Source organism: Streptomyces cinnabarinus (genome assembly GCF_027270315.1).
GTDB classification, from domain to species: Bacteria; Actinomycetota; Actinomycetes; order Streptomycetales; family Streptomycetaceae; genus Streptomyces; species Streptomyces cinnabarinus.
On sequence record NZ_CP114413.1, the window covers coordinates 9,527,336 to 9,546,641 of the forward strand.

Sequence of the window (19,306 nt, forward strand, 5' to 3'; positions counted from 1 at the left end):
GTGAGCGCCTCCTGGCTGCGCTCTGCGCGGGATGCTGTTGGCCCATTGAGGGCCGTGCGTGACGGCGGTCCCCAAGACCCGGTTGTGGTCTTGGGGACCGCCGTTGTCGTATGCGTAGGGCGTCGATGTCGATGCAGCCGATGGAGCCGGTTGAGGTGCCGGGTCGGCGCTTCCACAAGAGCGACACCCTGCAAGCGTCTTCGCCGCCTACGCCACCCCCCGCGGAGGCGCCCTGGTGAACCGCGAGTTGTATCTGCCCAAGTCCTAGACGGACGACCGCGAGCGCTGCCACGCTGCGAAGGTCCCCGACGAGCGGACCTTCGCCACCAAAGGAGAGCTGGCCAAGACCATCGTGCTGCGCGCGCTCGCCTCGCCGCTGCCGATCGCCCGGGTGACTGCGGACGCCGCCTGGGGGAGTGCGTGAACGCCCCCTCAGCCTGCCCCGCCTCGTACCCCCCAATCGGGCGTCGAGGCGCAGGACCCGTTCATCGGCCTCGCGTTCGAGCCGGTGAACGCCAGCGGCCGTACCGGCTGATGTTGGGGGGCGTGCACTTCGGCTTCGAGTACGACAGGCCGACCACGCGTCGCCGCAGGCATGCGCGGCAGCATCCCCCACCCGACACCTGACCGGCGGCCACGCCGATGCTGCATATGGGCTCGTGGCCGACGATGCGCATGGTGACGAGTTCAACGAGGGCATGGGGCACGTCGAGTGCGGCAGGACATGCGACCAACGAGGCTTCCTTGCGGGCGAGTTGTGGCGTGAGAACCTACTCAACCGCCGGGGAGTGCGACGGCTGTTAGGCAGACGGCGCACGGCCGCGAGGTGACCTGCTGGGACCTTCCCGGGCACGAGGCAGGGGCGGGTCAGCTCTTGCGAATCAGTTTGCATGCTGCTGGGAGAGGGTGACGACAAAGGCTGTGATGCCGGAGCGTCCGGGGCGCGGGCTGGGTGACGTGCCTGGGTCGTTCGTGCGGTGGTGGTGCGAGCGGCGCTGGGGAGGAGCTCTGGCTGCGTAGGTGCGGGTGGCCGCCCGTGGTGCATCGTGGTCCCGCCTGGATGGGTCGTCGCGTAAGAGTTGACCGGGCCGCGTCCCGCTGACGTGAGAGGTAGGACCTTGCCTTGGCTGTAACGCCGAGCAGGGGCAGGGGGGAGCGGTTCGGTTTCACTCCGCTGTTTGATGGCTGGCTCTACCTCTATGCGACCGCGGTCGTCCCGGCCGGTACCCGGTGGGCTACGCGCGTGCCGAACTGTGCACCGCCGTTTCAGGTCCTGGCATGAGCCGATCCCGGCCCTGCTGGAACGTGTCGGCCGCTTGGACCCGGCCGGCGTCCGGCAGAGCGACTTCCACGAGCTGGCCCCTGCACCCCGGCCGGATCGCCTGGCTCGGTGACGCCGCCCACGCCATGTCCCCAACCTCGGCCAGGGCTGCTGCCTACCGTCTGCAGTCCATTCTCGTACGCAACCAGGCTGAGGTTTGAGGTTCCCCCGGCGTGCGGGAGGTGCTGATCAGCTGGTCAGGAGGGGGTGACGGGGTTTCAGGTTCGTTCGTTCGGCCGTTGCCAGGCGGACCCCGAGGTCGTCGGCGAGGGCGAGCAGGACGCGCCGGTGGGCGGCCGGGTCGGGGTCATCGAGGGCAAAGCGGTGCTCCGTGCTGAGGCTCGCCGGTGCAGGGGTGGGGTCGACGCCGGTGGTGTCGCGGCCGTGGGCGTGTTCGTGGAGGGTGCGGCCAGCGCGTGCGCCGAGGAGGCGCTGCAGCGTGAACTGGGGGACATCGGCGACGTCACCGACGGTGTCCAGGCCGTACTCGGCGGGCGTCGCGGCCGTCTTCGCGCCCACGCCGGGCAGTTCGCTGACCGGCCGGGGCCGCAGGAACGCGGTGATTGCCTCGGGGGAGCCTTCGATGACAGTGCGCCGGCCTGGTGGGGTGAGAGCGCAGGCCATGGCGGCGAGCATCCTGTTGCCCGCACAGCCCGCGGCACTCTGCAGGCCGAAGGGGGCGAGCGCACGCGCCCCGTAGTGCGGCTCCCCGGCTTTCACTTGAGGCCCATCAGACTCTTGCTTCCGCAACCCTCTCCGATGACCCGGCGTCCCATTCCATGAGGGACGGCTGTCGATCACCTGGGAGAGCACGTGATGAAGAAGGACCAGAGGACGGACGTGGCGGGGGAGAAGGACCGCGAGAAGTGGATGGCGCGTTTCCAGGTGCGGCTGGCCATGCAGCCGGGCGTGGACCGGGCAGTCGTGCTCCAGGGGGTCAAGGATGTCACGGTCCACTGCGCGGATACGGGGGAGCACCCGCGGACTGCCTTCGGTGATCCGGACGCCTGCGCCGTGCAGGCCGCCGCGCGGCTGGTGCCGGCAGACCGGGTGGCGGGCGCGAGGCAGCGCAACGCCGTGGTGGACGCGCTCGACTCCGTGCTCAAGAAGGCCGGGCACGTCGCCGGTCTGTGACCGGTTGAAGCGTCCGTCATGGCCTGGTGCATGGGTTCTGACACAGCCTCGGTCCGCCGGGGCTGCTGGGCAGCTCAGGCGATTTGCGGAGCGTCGCAGCCGGTGACACCGATCTTGCGTTGCGCGCTGCTGGAAACAGCCGGCGGGCCGCCATCGGTGCCAACCATCGTGCTGTGCCGGTTTGTCGTCACTGGGTGGGCGTCGGTGACGGTGTGTCGGGTGGGTGTTTGTGCCGACGGCGCCCGAAGAGTGGCTTGTGCCGTTCGTTGTGCGGAGGATGACGCCGAAAGCAGCCCGGCCGTCGATGCCGACCGGCCTTCCCGATGTCGTGCCGCTTCGCAGGGCTCCATGACAGCCAGACCGATGGGCCGGCAGTCGGGAAATCCTGCTGCCGGCCGCAGGCCGTGATGGCAGGCTCTGCCCATGGTCTTCTTGCGCTGCGAAGCGATCCGGTGGGTCGATGACGAACCCCGGCCCGGCCTGGTCGAAGTCCGCTTCACCGACGCCCACCAGCAGCAGTGGGCCTTCGTTGGCAAGTGGCCCGTCTTCGGCGGCAAGGACACGACAACACCACGGACACGGTCACGATCTCCCTTGTCCCTTCGGGAGGCGAATCACTCGACGGAAGCGTCGAGTTCGAAGTGCGAGCTGATCAATTGACCAGGCGCTGAGGTCCACGATCACCCCGTCGACCTGGCGGTCGGCGGGGCCTACGCATGCTCGTCGATCCTCACCCTCCTCACATCGTTCAACCCGCAACAAAGTGATGCGAAGAGCGGCAGCGGCCGTTTCATGGTTCCGGGAAGGGCAGGGTCGTCGGGGTGCGGGTGGTCGGGGCCGCGCCCCACTTTGCAGATTGCTACCCAGCAGCCGCAACCGTGCCGGCTGTGACCTGAGGGCTGTTGGGGAGCAGGGAGGCGAGGTTGTCCCTCACGAAGTCGGCCGCCCGCTTGATCGACTCTTCGGCTCCGGATTGGTCTTCGAAAACGCTGGTAGAGACCATCACCCCGTCCCCAGCGTCCACGAAGTAGTAGGCCACGAAGCCGGGGACTTTGCGCAGGAGAGGCACGAATCCCTCGTCCACTCGACGCCCTGCCTCGGCAGAGTCCGTCACTCCTTCGTAATGGCGAATCACTGCATACATGGCTGATCTCCTCATATTCCAGGTCACCTTGCGCGAAACGACATACCCTCAGTGAGCGTCTCTCGCTCGGGTGATGTCCGGAGGTGACCTGGATGGACGCATCAGTGGGCCAACCGGGCATCAGCTGTTGCCGCGGCCTTGGCGAACCGGGACTTCACGGACGTCGCGTCAGATCCATTCTCAAGGCTCTGTCCGCAGCTGCGTGAAGCTCATCGCTGGGTGAGGATCCGGGTCCGGAGGAGTTCGAACGAGGCTCGGCCGTACATGGCTCCCTTGGGTGTTTTTACTCGGTTCACGTGCCCTTCGACGCCCCCGGAGCTCAGGGCAGTGTCAGCCCGGCGGTCACCGCGCCGAGGTCCTGGCGGAGGAAGCCAGCGAAGCCCCTCCTGGGCTTCGGAGCATCCTGCCCGGCTGGCCGGATCCACTCCAGCAGCCGGTATCCGCGCGGGTGACGGACCATGTCAGCGAAGGCGCGGGCGAGGTCGCGGGCCCGGGCTGTGTCCGGGCCGGCGAGCCGAACTTGAAGCAGTCGCTCGTCCTGGCTCTCGGTGAGCGTTTCCCGCGGCCGCACGATCCACGAGGTGATCTTGCGTGGGCTTCCTGTCGGCGTTGCGCTGCCGGCGATGCTGCTCGCTCCCGTCCTGGAAGAGCACCTGTCCCGCCGATTCAACGCCAGGGCCCGCGAGCGGGTCCGCACCGTCGAAGGCGACGGCGCGGTCCGCGACCTGCATCGCCTCGCCGCCGTGCACACCTTCCGCGTCCCCGCCGCAGCGGGCGGCGAGCGTTGTGAACTGCGGCGCTCGGCCGAGACCGGCCACAGCGTGCTGCGGGACGCGTCCTGTGACCTCCACACCCACGACACCCGCTCGGCCGTGGCCGGCTCACGCTCCAACTCGCCGACCGGGTCGAACAGATCATCCAACGCGCCGCCCGCAAGGAAGGCGCCGCCGCAGCGGACCCCACCCGCAAGCCCAAACACCCGCCGGGCGCCCGCACAACGGCACCTCGCTCCACACACAACACACCACTGAAGGGAACCGCCCTCATGCCCCAGCCCCAGCCCCAGCCCCAGCCCCAGCCCCAGCCCCAGCCCCAGCCCCAGCCTCAGCCCGAGTCCACTCCGGCCGTCCGCACTGTGGAGGTCTATCTGTTCGTGCACGAGCCGAACCACCCCGCCTCGGACACCCGGGAGATCAACACCACCGTGGTGGCCGCCGCCACCCTGCTGCATCCCGCGGTGCGCCAGCCCCGACGGCGCCCGCATCCACGCCCTCCTCATCCAGGGACGCCGGCCGGGCGGGATTGTCCCGCTGTCCACCCTCACCCGCGAGCTGCGCGGGGGCGCCCTGTGGCCGCAGGCCGGCGACTGGGAAACCGTCACCGCCGACCTCCTCCACCTCGTACGCCGCGGCCAGTGCGACGGATTCAGCCTCGGCCTGCCGTTAGTTGTGCGCGCCCTGCTGTGCGCCGGCCCGGACAGCCAGGTCGTCCGCGCCCAGGTGCACGATGCCAGCCGGCTGACCACCTACGGGCCAGATGCCCGCGGCACCGTGCTCGCCGAGATCGACAAAGTCCTCACCCCCTCGTCACCGAGCACGCCCTATGGCCCGGCGACGACCTCCTGCCCCCGCTCAGCCATCCCTCATGAGCCGACGGCACGCACAGCGTGCTGCGCTGCGCACCGCCGCGATTCAGTAAATTCGCCCACTTCCTGGAGGCCTTCAGCCTGTCCGGACTGCCCCGTAGCGGAAGTTCGGGCCGCATCGCGAACGACATCCGGCCCGCCTCGCGCCACCGAAATGCAGGCCGCCCTGCTCGGGCGCAGCTCCGGAGATCTGGTCCTGGCGATCGAGCGGACATACTCCGGCCGTTACGGCCGCCCTGTAGTGACCGCCGGCGGCGCTGTGCCCTTCCGTCGCAGGACACCGCAGCGACCGTGTGACCGCCAGGGCGGGGGCGCCGGTGGACGCCCCCGCTGTCCGGCCAACCGCGGTAGATGCAGTGGTTGAGGAAGGCCAGGGACGCGCCGGGGAAGAGCATCCCGCCTGTCTCCAGCTGCCAACTCGACGCAATGGACTGCGTAGTTACCGCCTCGCCCAGAGCTGTGCCACGGCAGAACAGCCGCCGACCTCATGTACCGCGATGGCTTCTTGTAATCCGCTTTCCTTGCATCCTACGGGTGGACGATGATCGGTCCGCAGCCGTGTTACTTGTCCAGAGAGCGAGGCAGTCGATGGAGTTCGTGCCCCACAACCCGACCGAAGGCGTCTACGCGGCCACCGACGACTACGTGCACGCCATGGAGGTGCGTGGCGCTGGACGGCTGTTGTTCGTCGCCGGCACCATGGGGCTCGATCCGGCCGGAAAGCCAGGGGCTGGCCTGGAGGAGCAGCTCGAACTGATCTGGTCAAACATCCGCGTCATCCTCGCCTCGGCCGACATGACCGTCGACAACATCGTGCGCCTGACCAGCTACCTGCGGGAACCTGCCTACGCCGAGGCCAACGCCGCCGCCCGCACGGCTGCACTCGGGGGCAGGCGCGTCCCGACCACCGCGATCGTCGCGACCACGCTGGACAACGACTGGCTCGTCGAAGTCGAGGTCACCGCCGCTGGATGACAGTCCGCACGCTGCGCGTGCATGGAGTGAGGCTGACGGGGGGAGAGCCGGTCTTTGCCGTCTCCCAGCCGAGCAGGCCAAGTCATTGCTTGCCGGATCCCTTCGGGCGATGCGTCAACAGCCTTTGGCCTCAGAGGTGTTGGCGAGGTCGCCGCGCTGTCGAGGGCGCCATCGTACAGACGCCCGCACAGGACCTTTCCGGACGTTGGACATCACTCGAAAGGGGCTCCGCCGTTCGAAAAGTAACCGAACGTAACCGGCTGCGATCGAACCCTTGCCCGGCCGTGGCGCCCCCGCATAGAGGCCACCACCCACGACCAGAACCCGGCCGATCGCAGAAGACCGTACGGGCACTGCTTGCGCCAAGGCCTCCCAGGAACTCATCAGCAAACCGGTCGCGACGCTCCCTAAGGGGCGCGCGAGCGCGGAACCTCACGCCCCCTTCTGCCGCACGTCCTTGATCTCCAACTCCGCGAAGAACCAGCCACGGCCGACTCAGCGTTGTACGGCGTCGGCCACGTCGAGGCAGGCGAACCGGCGATGCCCGCGCTCTCGTTGCCGGGCGGATCCTTGGGCGGTCTGCTCATGCCGCGGGCAGCAGAGGGCCGCCCGCGGCCCGTGGCCTGCGGTTTTCCGGTTGCCGGTCACAGCGGTAGCGGGTCGATGTCGCAGTTGACCCGTTGGCCTTGCCTGACCTGGACGGTGGCTGGGTGCGGGGTCCTGGACCGGTGGAGCCGGGGTGCGTCCAGGACGCGTTCCATGCGTTGCAGTCGAGGATCTCGGTGATCAGAACGGTCGTGGCGACCCGGCGGGCCCGCAGCACTGCGGCCAGCACACGGTGGTGGTACTCGAGTTGGCCGATCCCGCGGGCCGAGGGACGCTGGCGGGGACGGCCGGTGCGACGGGCCAGGTCGCGGTCGGCAAGCCACTGCCAGTCGTCGGCAACCTGGTCGACCAGGGAACCGAGCTCCTGGCGGGTCATGCCGGTCAGGGCTGGATCGGAGAGCCAGGTGGTGACAGCGGGATCGATGATGCGGGACGGCGGCGGTGGCTGCGGTTCCGGTGCTGGGTGCAGCGTGTAGTTCCAGTCGCCGTGGAAGTCGTCGCGTGTCAAAGGGAGAGCGGCGACCTGCCAGGGGGCCGGGTTCTGAGCGGTGAGTGTCGAGTTCGGCTCGCACCTTTAATCCGGTGCGGGTGTGAGCCGCCGCGATTGCTTGGACAGCGACTTCGTAGCTGGTCAGCGGGATGCCGCGCCATGCGCAGGTGATGCGGGAGAACAGCCGGTGTTCGACCTTGTTCCATTTGCTCGTGCCCGGCGGGAAGTGGCAGACCGTGATCGGGATGCCCAACTCGCAGGCAAAAGCTGCCAGTTGCCATTTCCAGGTGTGGAAGTGGACACCGTTGGCTCCGCCTGCGTCGGCGGTGACCAGCAGGGCGGTGGCGGCGGGGTGGTCGCTGTGGCCGCGGTCTTGCCACCAGCGTCGGATCGACTCCACCGCGAAGGCGGCGGTGGCGCGGTCGGTTCCGACGTTGACCCAGCCGGTGTCTTCGCCGAGGTCATAGATTCCGTACGGGGTGATCAGGTCGGTGTCGGCCGGGAACGCGTGGTCGTCGACCTCGATCAGGGTGCCCTTGGGACGCCAGGTGCGGCCCGGGCGCTGGTAGTTGCCAATGGCTTCCTTCTTCTTTGCGTCCACGCTGATCACCGGCTGCCCGTCAGCGAGGAAGGCGTCGACGGTGCTGTGGAAGTGCCGGAACTGGGCATCCCGGTCAGGGTGGTTGCCCCCGGAGCGGGTCTGTGCGGCGGCCTGCAGCGAGTAGCCCATCTGGTGCAGAAGCTTGCCCACGGTGGTCGCGCCGACCGCGTGCCCCATGGCGGTCAACTGCTCGGCCAGATCGCGGAGCGAGGCGGTGGTCCAGCGCAGCACCGAGGCCGGATCGCCGAGTTCAGCCGGCTCGACCAACGCGTCCAATGCCGCCTGCAGTCCGGGATCGATCGTGGTCAGCGGCTTGCGACCACCGCCCGGCGCCCGTTGCTGGCCCAGGACGGCAGGGCTCTCAAGTAGCTGGTGCGCTCCGCGGCTGACGGTGGCGGTGGACACACCGGCCGCCGTGGCCACTGCGGTGATCCCGCCGTGCCCCAACGCCTGCGCCTCCGCGCCCAGATACAAACGGCGCTGCCGCTCGTCCAGATGCGGCAGAACCGCCTCGAACTTGCCGCACAATACCGCGACGGCTTCCGGTGGAACCTTCATGCCGTGCCCCTACCCGTACGCCGGTCCAGAACCGGCAGTACGAGCAGTAGTTTCCGCACAGGTTCCAGGTCATACTGAGACAGGGCCATCCTTCACCTCCCGCGTTGAACTGCCCGTTCACTACGGAGAGTTGCACGATGGCCCACCTTGCGGGCAGGGAGCGAAAGTCCATCGGCACATGCCCCCGGTGCACCCCCTCACCTTGATCGGCTACACCACGTCAAGGGACGCCATCCGTCGGCAGGGCTTATGTCTCCGGCGGCGGGAGAAAGCGACCTCTGAGGCCACGTGAGACTCGGTCAGTCGAAGGGGTGGCATAGGTCCTGGCTGCAAGGGAATGATGCCCGTTCATGTGGACGGGGGGACGTTGGAAAACACAGGCCGCTGTCACTCTGTGCGTGGCAGCCTTGGTGTGGCTGTTGGTGACCGCGGTACGTGACGGCTGGGGCGAAGCGGACCCGGTGGCGAGTGTCTTCGGCTCAGTTGCTGGACTGGCAGCCCTGATCGTCTCGCTGCGGGCGCTGCCCTCTGCACCGGTGTCGGTGCCCCAGATGCCGGCCGCCCCAGATGAGCCCGAGGGGTGGGTGGACCGCCGGGAGGCCGACACCGTCATCAAGGCCGTGCTCAGACGAACTTGGCGGTTGAGGGGCAGCTCGCCGGTGGCCATCACAGCCGGCCTGCATGGAGCGGGAGGATTCGGCAAGACCACTCTGGCGAAGTATGTAGTTGCCCAACGTCACGTGCAACGACGGTTTCCGGGCGGTGTTCACTTGATCACTGTTGGGCGGGACGTCCGCGGCCGTACGGCCATTGCCGCGAAGGTCGCAGCAGAGACGCGCCTGATCACTGGTGACACCACCGAGACTGGCTCGGACCCCGAACGTGCCGGAAACCACCTCGGCGGGCTTCTCTCCCGGCGGCCGCGCACCCTGCTGGTCATCGACGACGTCTGGGAGCGCGAGCAGCTCACTCCGTTCCTCCGGGGCGCTGAGAAGTCCTGTGTGCGGCTGGTCACCACCCGTAAGCCGGATGTGCTGCCCGCTTTGGCCACCCGGATCGAAGTCGACCGCATGAGCGTGGAGCAGGCCCGGCAACTGCTCACCCAGCGCCTGGAGCAGCAACCCGAGCCGGAGGTTATCGATGACCTGGTACGGGCGACGGGGCAGTGGGCGCTTCTACTGGGCCTCGCGAACAAGTTCATCGCCGAGCAGACCGCTACCGGGGCCGACTGCACCGCCGTCGCACGTACGCTCCTGCAGAAGTTCAGGGCCGAAGGGCCTGCAGCCCAGGACCCTGACATCTCCCTCGATCTCAACGATCCAGACAGCCGCAATACTGCGGTACGCGCCAGCATTCAGACCGCCACAACGCTCCTGCAACCCGAGCACGCTGCGCAGCGCTTCGCCGAACTGGGCATCTTCGCCGCAGACGAGAGTGTGCCTATCGAGTTGGTGGTGGCGCTGTGGGACACGACGGGCGGCCTCAACGAGGCCGCAGCACGCTCGCTGTGCAAGCAGATGGCTGATCTGTCGCTGCTCGGCATTGACACTAGCGTGCCCGGCGGGGCTGTCACCCTCCACGATGTGGTTCGCGACTACCTGCGCCGCGAACTGGACACCTCTGGGCTCATAGCCGCCAATGCAGCCTTCCTCGATGCCATTGCCGCCCCTCTCCCTCGGGCAGACGACGGTGAGGTGGCGTGGTGGCAGATCACCCACGGCTACCTCCTGGACCACCTCGTAGAGCACCTCCTGGACGCCCGGCGTCGCCCCGAGGCGCAAGCCCTCGCGGAGAGCTTCTGGTGGATACGCGCTCGGCTGCACCAGCGCGGGCCCACCGCGCCGTGGCGCGATCTTGACCGCATTGGCGCTCCCACCCGCGCCCTGGCCCGACAACTGGGCCGAGCCGCACACCTTCTGACGCCCACCATCCCGCTCCACGCCCTCGACACCATCCTGCGCAGCCGGATCACCAGCGCCCCCGACTGGCCCATCAACCCGCTCTCCCCAGGCACACCCGCCCTCATCGATCGCTGGCTTCCCCCTGACCTGCTCGACCGCACCTTGATACGCAGCCTGACGGGTCTCAACGACTGGGTGCGTACGGTCGCGTTCAGCCCGGATGGCTCCCGCCTGGCCACGGGCAGCGACGACTGCACCGTGCGGATTTGGGATCCTGCAGCTGGAGAGACGGTCCACGCGCTGACCGGCCACGCCGATTGGGTGTTCGCTGTGGCATTCAGCCCGGACGGCTCCCGCCTGGCTACAGCAAGCGGCGACCGCACGGCACGGATCTGGGACCCCACAACCGGTGAGACGGTGCGCGTGCTCACCGGCCACCGCGGGCCAGTGTTGGCCGCGGCGTTCAGCCCGGACGGCTCTGTTCTCGCCACCGGCAGCGACGATGGCAGAGCGCGGATCTGGGATGCCACCACCGCTGGGATGTTGCATAGGCTGACCGGCCACAGCGGGCCCGTGAATTCGGTGGCGTTCAGCCCCGACGGCACCCTCCTCGCCACGGGCAGCGGCGACGGCACGGTGCGGATCTGGGACGCCGCCACCTACACAGTGCTGACCACACTGACCATCCACACCATGCGAGTGAACGTGGTGGCGTTCAGCCCGGACGGCGCCCTCCTCGCCACAGCAAGCGGCGACGGCACGGCGCGGATCTGGGCTCCCACCACTGGCGAGGCGGTGGCAACCCTGACAGGTCACAGCGGTCCGGTGAATGCACTCGCGTTCAGCCCCGACGGCACCCTCCTCGCCACCGCCAGCAACGACGAAACCGTACGGATCTGGGATCCCAGCGCCGCCGAGACATTGCGCGTCCTGACTGGCCACACCGAGTGGGTACGTGCAGTGGCGTTCAGCCCCGACGGCACCCTCCTCGCCAGCGCAAGCGACGACGAGACCGTACGACTCTGGGATCCCGCCGCCAACGAGCCCTCAGCCACGCTGCCCGGCCACCGCGGTCCGCTCACTGCGGTGGCGTTGAGTCCCGACGGCTCCCGCCTCGCCACCGCAAGCAACGACGAGACCGTACGGATCTGGGATCCCGCCACCGGGGAGACGCTGTGTGTCCTCTCAGGACACCGCGAACGGGTACGTGCAGTGGCCTTCAATCCGGACGGCTCCCGCCTCGCCACCGCGAGCAACGACGGCACAACGGGCATCTGGAATCCTGTCACGGGCGCATTGATGGGCACCCTGACAGGACACAGCGGTCATGTGAATGCAGTCGCCTTCAGCTCCGAAGGCACCCGCCTTGCCACCGCAAGCAACGACGAGACCGTACGGATCTGGGATCCCGCCACTGGCCAGCAGACACACCGGCTGATCGGCCACGCGCTGCCAGTGAATACGGTGTCCTTCAGCCCGGACGGCTCTCTCCTCGCCACTGGCAGCGACGACCGCACCGTGCGGATCTGGAACCCCGCCACCGGCGAGATAACGCGCATCCTGACCGGCCAGATCACACGGGTGAATGCGGTCGCGTTTAGCCCCGATGGCACCCGCCTCGCCAGCGCAAGCGACGACGGGAACATACGGCTCTGGGAGCCCAGCGCCGATGAGGCGGTAGGCAGGATGATCGGTCACAGTGGACCGGTGAATGCGGTTGCGTTCAGTCCGGACGGCTCTCTCCTCGCCACTGGCAGCGACGACCGCACCGTGCGGATCTGGAACCCCGCCACCGGCGAGCCGATGACCATGATGCGCACTGACAGCAGCTTGCTCTCATGCGTATGGGGCCCCGAAGGGCGCACTTTGTATGTCGGCGCGGTGGCAGGGCTGTTCGCCTACGACCTCCACCCGGCACTTCCTCCCGCCTGACCGCTGTCGACGGTCAGCCAATTCCCCATGTCAAACGCCAGACGATTCCCCACCCTCTCCTGTCTGGTTGCTGACCCGAGCCGTCCCGGCGGCGCTCAATCGTCCTCAGTGCCTGCGCTGGCTCTCCAAGCGGCAGTGACACATCCCTCTTCCCAGTGCCACCAACCTTTCGCGTCACCGTGTTCCAACAGCTTGCGGATCCGCTGGATGTCTGTTTCCGGCGGGATGTCCAGCGCGACCATCCGGAACTGCTCGATGCCCACGCCTGTTGTGCCGAGCCGGTGGAAGGTCTCCAGCACGGTCTGCCGGGCCGCAGCGGAGCCTCCGTCCTTCAGCACGATCAACCGGATGGTGCAGTTCTCCGAAGCTTGAACGGTCTCCCCGGCCCAGCGCACGCCGTCGTCATCGACGTCCACGCGGACGACATCGCCGCTCGCGACCCCACGCACGAACCACGGAGTGTTGTCGAGACGCACCGTTCCGTCGCCGAGGTCCAGTGCCCATAGGCTCTCGACGCTCGCTGGCGGCCAGCCGTCCTCGTCCACCTCCATCCGGAAGTGGACCTTGACGTGGGCGTCGCTGATGTTCGTCACCGAGCCATCATCCACGCGGACCGGGGGACGGAACCGCGGGGCCGCGGAAGCGATCGCTTCAGCACCCCGTGGCAGCGGTCAGGTGGTCGGAGGCTTTCTCGGTAGGGTTCCTGGGGCGCTTGTTGGGTCGGTAGCTGGGGCCGTTCATGATGACCTGGTGGCTGGAGTTGATCAGCCGGTCCAGGAGCGACTCGGCGACGACGGGGTTGGGGAAGAGGGGATACCAGTCGCTGGGCGCCCTGTTGCTGGTGATGATCAGGGACCGGCCCTGCAGCGGCGCGCACGGGCTCTCATGCGGGAACTCTCCCTCGAACACCTCACCCAATCCGCAACTGCGTGCACTACGGGAGCTGTCAGCGCGGATCAGGTGGCTGTGTACGCGAGGACGGGCTCTGGCCCAACTTCTGTGACGCCACCATTCTGAGTAACAGCCAGGCCCCGTCGAGCCGTACGCGAAGTCGCCCGAAAATGGACCGTGGGCAGGGTGGTTGGGCTGACAGTTCGGGGCCATGGAAGAGGTCGCGCTCCGGCTGAAGGAGTTGTTGTTCCCGTCGATTGCGGACGTCGCGGTGCTGTCGGTGGACGTGAACATCGAGATAGTGCGCGTTGATGCGCAATGCATCGCGGACGGTGCCGTGTGCCCGGTCTGCGGGGTCCGGTCGGGCCGTGTGCATGGTTCCTACCTGCGGTTTCCCGCTGATGTTCCGAGCGGTGGCCGCAGCGTTGTTCTCCAGCTGAGGGTTCGTCGGTTCACCTGCCGGAACTCGGGCTGCGCGCGCCGTACCTTCGTCGAGCAGATACCCGGCCTGACACGCCGACATGGTCAGCGGACCGAACGGCTGCGCTCGACCCTGGCCGCGGTCGGTCTGGCCCTTGCTGGCCGGGCTGGGGCCCGCATCGCCCGTGTTCTCGGGATGTCCGTCAGCCGCAGCACGGTGCTCCGGCTGGTGGACGCTCTTCCCGAGCCCGAAGTGGCCGCCCCGCGCGTGGTCGGCGTCGACGAGTACGCCACGCGCAAGGGCCGCCACTACGGCACCATCCTGGTCGACATCGAAACCCGCCGCCCCATCGACCTGTTGCCCGACCGGGAGGCATCCAGCCTGGCAGCCTGGCTCGCCGAACGGCCAGGCGTTGAGGTCGTCTGCCGCGACCGGGCACCGTTCTTCGCCGAAGGCGCCGCCGCCGGCGCTCCGCAGGCCATCCAGGTCGCCGACCGGTGGCACCTCTGGCACAACCTGAGCGAAGCCGCCGAGCGCGCCGTCGCTCAGCACCGCCGCTGCCTTCGCGCCCTTGTCCCCGCCGCCCCAGAACCCGAGCCAGGCCCGGAGGAAGAACCGCCCGGATCACCCTGGCCGACCGGGCACCGGTTCGCCGACCGCACCCGGGCTCGGCACGCCGCCGTCCACGCAGCGCTGGAAGCCGGGGACAGCCGCCGCTCGATCCAGCGTCAGCTCGGCATGACCTGGCGGACCGTCAAACAGCTCGCCGACGCTACAACCCCGGAGGAACTGTTCACTGGCCAGTGGCAGAACCGGCCGTCGGTCCTCGATGACTACAAGCCCTACCTGGACGACCGGTGGAACGAGGGCTGCACCAACGCCTGGAAACTGTGGGAGGAGATCGTGCCGCTCGGCTACAAAGGCAGCTACCAGCGCGTCCGTGCCTACCTACACAAGAAGCGCACCTCACCGCGACCAGTGACCGCCCCGGCGCCGTCGCCCCGGACGGTCGCTGGATGGATCCTCAGCCGCCCGGAGATTCTCGGCGAGCCCAAACAGCTCCTGCTCAAGGCCGTCCGCACCCAGTGCCCCGAGCTCGATGCCCTGACCCGGCATGTCCGCTCCTTCGCGGTCATGCTCACCCAGCGCCAGGGCGAACGCCTACCGGACTGGCTCGACGCCGTCCGGCAGGATGATCTGCCCAGTCTCCACACGCTCGCCGCCGGCATCGACCGAGATCTCGACGCCGTCACCGCCGGACTCACCCTGCCCTGGAGCTCGGGCCCGGTCGAGGGGCATGTCAACCGGATCAAGATGCTCAAGCGCCAAATGTTCGGTCGCGCCGGGTTCCAACTCCTACGCAAACGCGTCCTATTGGCGTGACGGAGAGTGCTGTAACGGCGGCGCAGGCACGGTCTTCCGCTGATCTGGGCGGTCCGTCATGCTGAGGCATGGAGTGGCTCAACTCATTGATGACGCTCGCAGGTGTGGCAGTGGGAGTGGTTGCAACGCTTGCCGCGGACCGACTCCGCTGGAAACGGGAAGCTTCCAGGCAGACACGCTTGGACCACCGCCAGCTATATGAGCAGTACCTAACAACCCTGCACGAAGCGGGTGAGGCACTCTGGGCTCTGGCGCATTGTGACATCGAATCCTCGGCCGCGCCAGATGTCGCTGCTCGTGCGATATTTCGTTCGGCGGGAGTCTACGCGGCGCTGGAGCGGGTCTTGATTGGTGGTCCGACCTCGGTACATGAAGCGGCCCGGAAAAGCTTCCATGCGATGAGGGACCTTCGGGACTCTATTGCTGCAGGGGCCCTCGTCGGTAGCCCGGAGCATCAGGCGGCCGAAATGAAATGGGAGGCTTGCCGAGACCAGCTTCGCTCGGCGATGCGCGCTGACCTCCAGAGTCTCTAGCTCGCGGGACCACAGAAGTTGAGCCAGAGCCACTACTCGCGTACAGAGCCACAGAGAATTCGTCACCGCTACGGCAAGGGGCCGCGGGTCAACCAGGAAGAGGGCGGCCCCAAGAGAAGTTAGGCGATGGCCTCTCCGCAGCAGCCGGGGGCTGCTGCGGGGCGTGGTGGCGGGCCACGCCATGCCGGCCATCGTGCGACACCCGGCCCGCAAGGGACCAACGGCCCGTAACCGGATGCCGCGTCTGTGGGGCGGTGGGCGACGGGGCGCTCACCGCCGTTTTCTGCCCCGGCGTTGGGCGGCCTGTTCGAGAATGCGTCGGCGTGTCCACCGCCGGCGCCCGCCGTTCTCTGTGAGCGCGTCGGGGGTGTCCAGCAAGGGCAGATTGCCCTGGGACAGGCTGCTGGCGAAGGAGTTGACGCTCTTGAACCCCAGCAGTGCGGCGGCTTGAGTCGCTCCGAGGAGCTCGTCCAGGTCGCCGTCGGCCGGCACGTCGGGCAGTGCGGGCGCGGTGCGCTGCGCGCCGGCGTGCTTGCCGCGGCCGGGCCGGGTGGCCATCCAGTCCAGGAGCGTCTGTACGCGCCACAACTGCCGGCGGTAGCGGTTTTCGGCGGTGCCCAGCTCTTCGACGACGTCCGGGTCGGGGAAGTACCCGGGGTGCTCGCGGACGAAGGTGGTGACCTGGTTGGGGTTCTTGTAGCCCAGGAACCTCGAGGCCTCGGCGCCGTTGAGCAGGTCCTGGGGGTCACGGGCGGGTGGTGTGTGCTCGCGCAGTCGTGCCGGCGGGCGGTTCGCGAACCACACACTGACCTTCGCGTGGTCCCACAGGCGGGCGCGGCCGCGCATGCCGGCGATTTCAGGGAAGCCGTTTGTGGCGCGGTCGTTGTAGAGGCCGCTGATCCGTGCGGGGGTGAGGCCCTGTTCAGCCGCGATCTCGGCAGCGTCGGCCAGGCGGGGCTCGCGGCGCGAGGTCATGGCGGAACCGTCCGTCCTGTCGGAGGTGCGCCGGCCCGCCCGCCCCGCAATTTACATAATGGCAGGAGTTTGGGGTGGGGGTCCAGTACGCTGCCCAGGTTTTCCCGGCCGGCGCGAGGAAGAAGTCATTCCTCCGGGATCAGGCACACACCGCGGCGTGCGGCGTGCTCGGCCAGCTCCGTGTACGCCATTGCGGCCGCAGTCATCCCCCACTCGGCCACCGCCAGCAGCAGGATCACCTCCTCGCGGCCCTGCGAGGCCTCGCACGGCAGGCTGGCGGCGTTCGCGGCGAGCACCAGATCCGCGGTGGCCACTCCGCCCACCCGGGCTGCCATGTGCCGGTGCGGCTCCTGCAGACCCTGCTGGTAGAACGACGGTCCCTGTCAGCGAGCCGCAGGCTCCCCGCCCGGGCAGTCGGCAGGCCGTAGCTGGAGGCGCCGACGGGCGAGCAGCGAGGTGACTTGAGGTCTCCATGGGCCGGGTGTGCGCGAGGTGGCGTCCTGCCGCTCGACACGAACGGCGAGCCGTGGTGTTTACAAGGAGCGTGCCGTGCGATGCGCACCACCCCGTGCGCTCCCGTGCGCGCCCTGACCGACGTGGCTGCGATGGCTCAGGCTGTTACACCCGGATGCGGCGTTTTCGTGGAGTCTGATGTGAGCGACTTTGACATTCTGTTCGACAGGTCGGCCGCTGCCGAGGAAGCGGAGAGGATCGAGCTGCCGAAGGGCATCTCGCTGGAGGCCGCCGCCGCGGTCGTCGAGACGTATTTCCTGGAACACCCGGGCGCCGAGCGCCTCGCTGTCGCCGCCGACGGTGTCGTGCTCGGGGTGGCCACCAGGTCCGTCGTCATGGGTTCCTTCCGGGGAGCCCCGCCGGTCAGGCTCGACGAGTGTCCCGAGTGCCTCGGGGTGGGTGAGCACACAGACGGGTGCGCTGCGGGCAGTACGGCGGAAGTGTGAGGCCGGACTTGAACGAGCCTCGCTGGCAGGTCGTTTACCCGTTGGGCATGACCGACGCCATGCGGTCGCTCGGTACCATCGCCGCTCCGCTGCTCGCGGGCTTCGGCCTCGCCACGATCGGGCTGCTCGTCACCGCGGAGCGCACCCCTCTCCTGGCCGACTGGGCGGTGGCGGCCTTCGCGGCGGGCTCGACACTCATGGTGTTCTGCGTGCAGTTGACCTGTACAGGCCTGCTGTACGCAGCACCTCCCGCGGAGCGCGCATCCTGGCTCCAAGGCCGTCCCGTGGCACGCGCGGCTCTCGATGTCCAGCGCAAGGACCTCTGGCTCAGCGGCCGTTACTTCCGGAGGGCGCGCTGGACCTACGACCTCGCCCTCACCGCCCACCTGATCGGCCTTACCGCTCTGCTCGTGCCGCGTAGCGCCCAACCGGGCCGCTGGATCGGTGTGGCCGTCGTGCTGGTGGCCCTGATCATGGAGATCACCTGGATCGTCACCGCCCACCGGGGCCGGGGTCCTGCCTGGCTGCTCCCCGGTTACCGCCACGCCCGGCAGAGCCTGGACACTCCGTCGGGAGGTGAGCCGTGAGCACGAGGCGATCACCCACCGATCTGGCCATGATGTCCCTACTGACGGAACTCCGCCGGCGCGTCGCATCGGCGCGGGACGGTGACTTTGCGGGGGCGATGGACGACGAGGTCCCCGCGGTTTCACCGCGATCCACGAGCTGGCGCCGCTCGTCGACCCCGAGCCGGCGCACCGGGCCGTCGAGTTCGGGCTCCGCCTCAGGCTGGCCCGGTTCCAGGCACAGCCGCTGGGCGCGGGAACGGAGGGCCGTGAGCAGGCAATCCTTCTGGCGACCAGGCTGCAGCAGTCCGGCGCATGGACGGACGCCGTCTTGTCCAGGCTGCTGGAGGACCTGCGCGCCGACCGGGGCCTGGAACCGGGCCGCATGGGCCTGAGGATCCTGGAGGCGGCCCTCTGGAGCCGCGATGTGCGCGTCCTCGACAAGAGCATCGCGACACTGCGCCATGCGCTGGAGCGGAGCCCCGCTGGGATGTCGTCATCGGCCTCTGCATCGCCTTCCAGCGCAGAAGCGAACTCGACGGTGACGTCTCCAGCGCGCGCACCGCGGTGCACTACGGCAGATTGGCCCTGGACGTGGCGCCTCACCCGGTGGCCCGGGGGAAGTGCTGGAGTGACCCCTGCGGTGCCCATCTGCGACTCTATGCCCTGTCCGGGGAGGGCAAGCGCCCTCCGAGACGCCGAGCAGGCCATGCGCGAGGCCGTGGCCCTCCCCGCCGAGGACGACTCGGCGCAGCTGCGGCGCACTCTCCACCTCACCTTGCTCCTCATCGAACTGGTCGAAGCGACGGAAGATCCCGCACCCTTGAGCGAGGCGGTCGAAGTCCTCCGGGACACAGCCGGTTCACTCCACCCGGACGCGCGGTGGCCTGGTCCTTCACGATGGGCTGCTGAGCGTGGCAGGGCTCTACGACGCCGAACGCCAGCCGGGCGAACTGGCGTTCCTGTCCGCGTGCAAGACAGCCACCCCGGGCCAGCGCTGCCTCGCCGAGGCCATCACCCTGTCGACGGCCCTGCGGTACGCCGGGTGGTGGCACGTGATCGGCACGCTGGGGTCGGTGTGGGACCAGGCCTCGGCGGCTGTCGGTGTGGACACCTATCGGCGCACGGTACGAGACGGCCGTCTCGAGGTCGGCCTCTTGGCCGAGGCGCTCCACCACACGGTCCGCTCCCTCCGGGACGCCCATCCGTCCCGGCCCGGCATGTGGACCCAGTTCGTGCGCGCGGGGCTCTGAGTGAGTCATCTGCCCGGT

The 19,306-nt window shown here is 68.6% G+C and carries 13 protein-coding genes and 4 pseudogenes; 9 read left to right on the plus strand and 8 right to left on the minus strand.

The window, feature by feature from the left end; genetic code table 11:
• Positions 1 to 193: 193 nt before the first annotated feature.
• Positions 194 to 415 (plus strand): annotated as a pseudogene (locus STRCI_RS43715) (transposase); the annotation flags it as partial.
• Positions 416 to 1,510: 1,095 nt separating this feature from the next.
• Here the strand turns inward: STRCI_RS43715 and STRCI_RS42915 are convergent.
• Positions 1,511 to 2,041, minus strand: coding sequence for a DNA polymerase thumb domain-containing protein (locus STRCI_RS42915; RefSeq protein ID WP_269664399.1), 531 nt, complete (start codon positions 2,039 to 2,041; stop codon positions 1,511 to 1,513).
• 93 nt (positions 2,042 to 2,134) lie between these two features.
• On the opposite strand from STRCI_RS42915, the gene STRCI_RS42920 reads away from it, so the two are divergent.
• Complete coding sequence (locus tag STRCI_RS42920) at positions 2,135 to 2,455, plus strand: hypothetical protein (RefSeq protein ID WP_269664400.1); 321 nt, start codon at positions 2,135 to 2,137, stop codon at positions 2,453 to 2,455.
• An 859-nt stretch (positions 2,456 to 3,314) separates the two neighbouring features.
• Here the strand turns inward: STRCI_RS42920 and STRCI_RS42925 are convergent.
• Both STRCI_RS42925 and STRCI_RS43720 read right to left on the minus strand, forming a co-directional pair.
• Entirely contained in the window at positions 3,315 to 3,599 is a 285-nt protein-coding gene (locus STRCI_RS42925) for a hypothetical protein (RefSeq protein ID WP_269664401.1), read from the minus strand.
• Between the two features lie 209 nt (positions 3,600 to 3,808).
• Positions 3,809 to 3,978, minus strand: a pseudogene (locus STRCI_RS43720) (ISL3 family transposase); the annotation flags it as partial.
• A gap of 244 nt (positions 3,979 to 4,222) precedes the next feature.
• On the opposite strand from STRCI_RS43720, the gene STRCI_RS42930 reads away from it, so the two are divergent.
• The gene (locus tag STRCI_RS42930; protein WP_269664402.1) at positions 4,223 to 4,630 is read left to right on the plus strand and encodes a hypothetical protein; all 408 of its coding nucleotides are present in this window, start codon (positions 4,223 to 4,225) and stop codon (positions 4,628 to 4,630) included.
• A gap of 1,202 nt (positions 4,631 to 5,832) precedes the next feature.
• Positions 5,833 to 6,219 (plus strand): RidA family protein, encoded by a 387-nt coding sequence (locus tag STRCI_RS42940; protein ID WP_269664403.1) that lies wholly within the window; start codon positions 5,833 to 5,835, stop codon positions 6,217 to 6,219.
• Positions 6,220 to 7,285: 1,066 nt separating this feature from the next.
• On the opposite strand, the pseudogene STRCI_RS42945 reads toward STRCI_RS42940, so the two are convergent.
• Positions 7,286 to 8,474, minus strand: a pseudogene (locus STRCI_RS42945) (ISAzo13 family transposase); the annotation flags it as partial.
• Between the two features lie 398 nt (positions 8,475 to 8,872).
• Between STRCI_RS42945 and STRCI_RS42950 the strand changes: the two are divergent.
• Positions 8,873 to 12,307 carry a WD40 domain-containing protein gene (locus STRCI_RS42950; protein ID WP_269664404.1) on the plus strand — a complete coding sequence of 1,145 codons (3,435 nt, stop codon included), beginning with the start codon at positions 8,873 to 8,875 and terminating at the stop codon, positions 12,305 to 12,307.
• Positions 12,308 to 12,402: 95 nt separating this feature from the next.
• On the opposite strand, the gene STRCI_RS42955 is transcribed toward STRCI_RS42950, so the two are convergent.
• Complete coding sequence (locus tag STRCI_RS42955; RefSeq protein WP_269664405.1) at positions 12,403 to 12,900, minus strand: DUF4265 domain-containing protein; 498 nt, start codon at positions 12,898 to 12,900, stop codon at positions 12,403 to 12,405.
• Between the two features lie 58 nt (positions 12,901 to 12,958).
• Positions 12,959 to 13,171 (minus strand): annotated as a pseudogene (locus STRCI_RS42960) (ATP-binding protein); the annotation flags it as partial.
• Positions 13,172 to 13,409: 238 nt separating this feature from the next.
• On the opposite strand from STRCI_RS42960, the gene STRCI_RS42965 reads away from it, so the two are divergent.
• Positions 13,410 to 15,002 carry an ISL3 family transposase gene (locus STRCI_RS42965; RefSeq protein ID WP_269664407.1) on the plus strand — a complete coding sequence of 531 codons (1,593 nt, stop codon included), beginning with the start codon at positions 13,410 to 13,412 and terminating at the stop codon, positions 15,000 to 15,002.
• A gap of 803 nt (positions 15,003 to 15,805) precedes the next feature.
• Here STRCI_RS42965 and STRCI_RS42970 read toward each other — a convergent pair.
• The gene (locus tag STRCI_RS42970; RefSeq protein WP_269664408.1) at positions 15,806 to 16,510 is read right to left on the minus strand and encodes a hypothetical protein; all 705 of its coding nucleotides are present in this window, start codon (positions 16,508 to 16,510) and stop codon (positions 15,806 to 15,808) included.
• A gap of 125 nt (positions 16,511 to 16,635) precedes the next feature.
• Positions 16,636 to 16,845 carry a hypothetical protein gene (locus STRCI_RS42975; RefSeq protein ID WP_269664409.1) on the minus strand — a complete coding sequence of 70 codons (210 nt, stop codon included), beginning with the start codon at positions 16,843 to 16,845 and terminating at the stop codon, positions 16,636 to 16,638.
• Positions 16,846 to 17,163: 318 nt separating this feature from the next.
• Here STRCI_RS42975 and STRCI_RS42980 point away from each other — a divergent pair, with 318 nt between their 5' ends.
• From STRCI_RS42980 to STRCI_RS42990, 3 genes are all read left to right on the plus strand, one after another.
• Entirely contained in the window at positions 17,164 to 17,469 is a 306-nt protein-coding gene (locus STRCI_RS42980; protein ID WP_269664410.1) for a hypothetical protein, read from the plus strand.
• A 47-nt stretch (positions 17,470 to 17,516) separates the two neighbouring features.
• A complete protein-coding gene (locus STRCI_RS42985; protein ID WP_269664411.1) occupies positions 17,517 to 18,056 on the plus strand; it encodes a hypothetical protein in 540 nt (179 codons plus the stop codon).
• An 866-nt stretch (positions 18,057 to 18,922) separates the two neighbouring features.
• Positions 18,923 to 19,288: a CHAT domain-containing protein gene (locus STRCI_RS42990; RefSeq protein WP_269664800.1), complete on the plus strand. Its 366-nt coding sequence runs from the start codon at positions 18,923 to 18,925 to the stop codon at positions 19,286 to 19,288.
• Positions 19,289 to 19,306 lie beyond the last annotated feature (18 nt).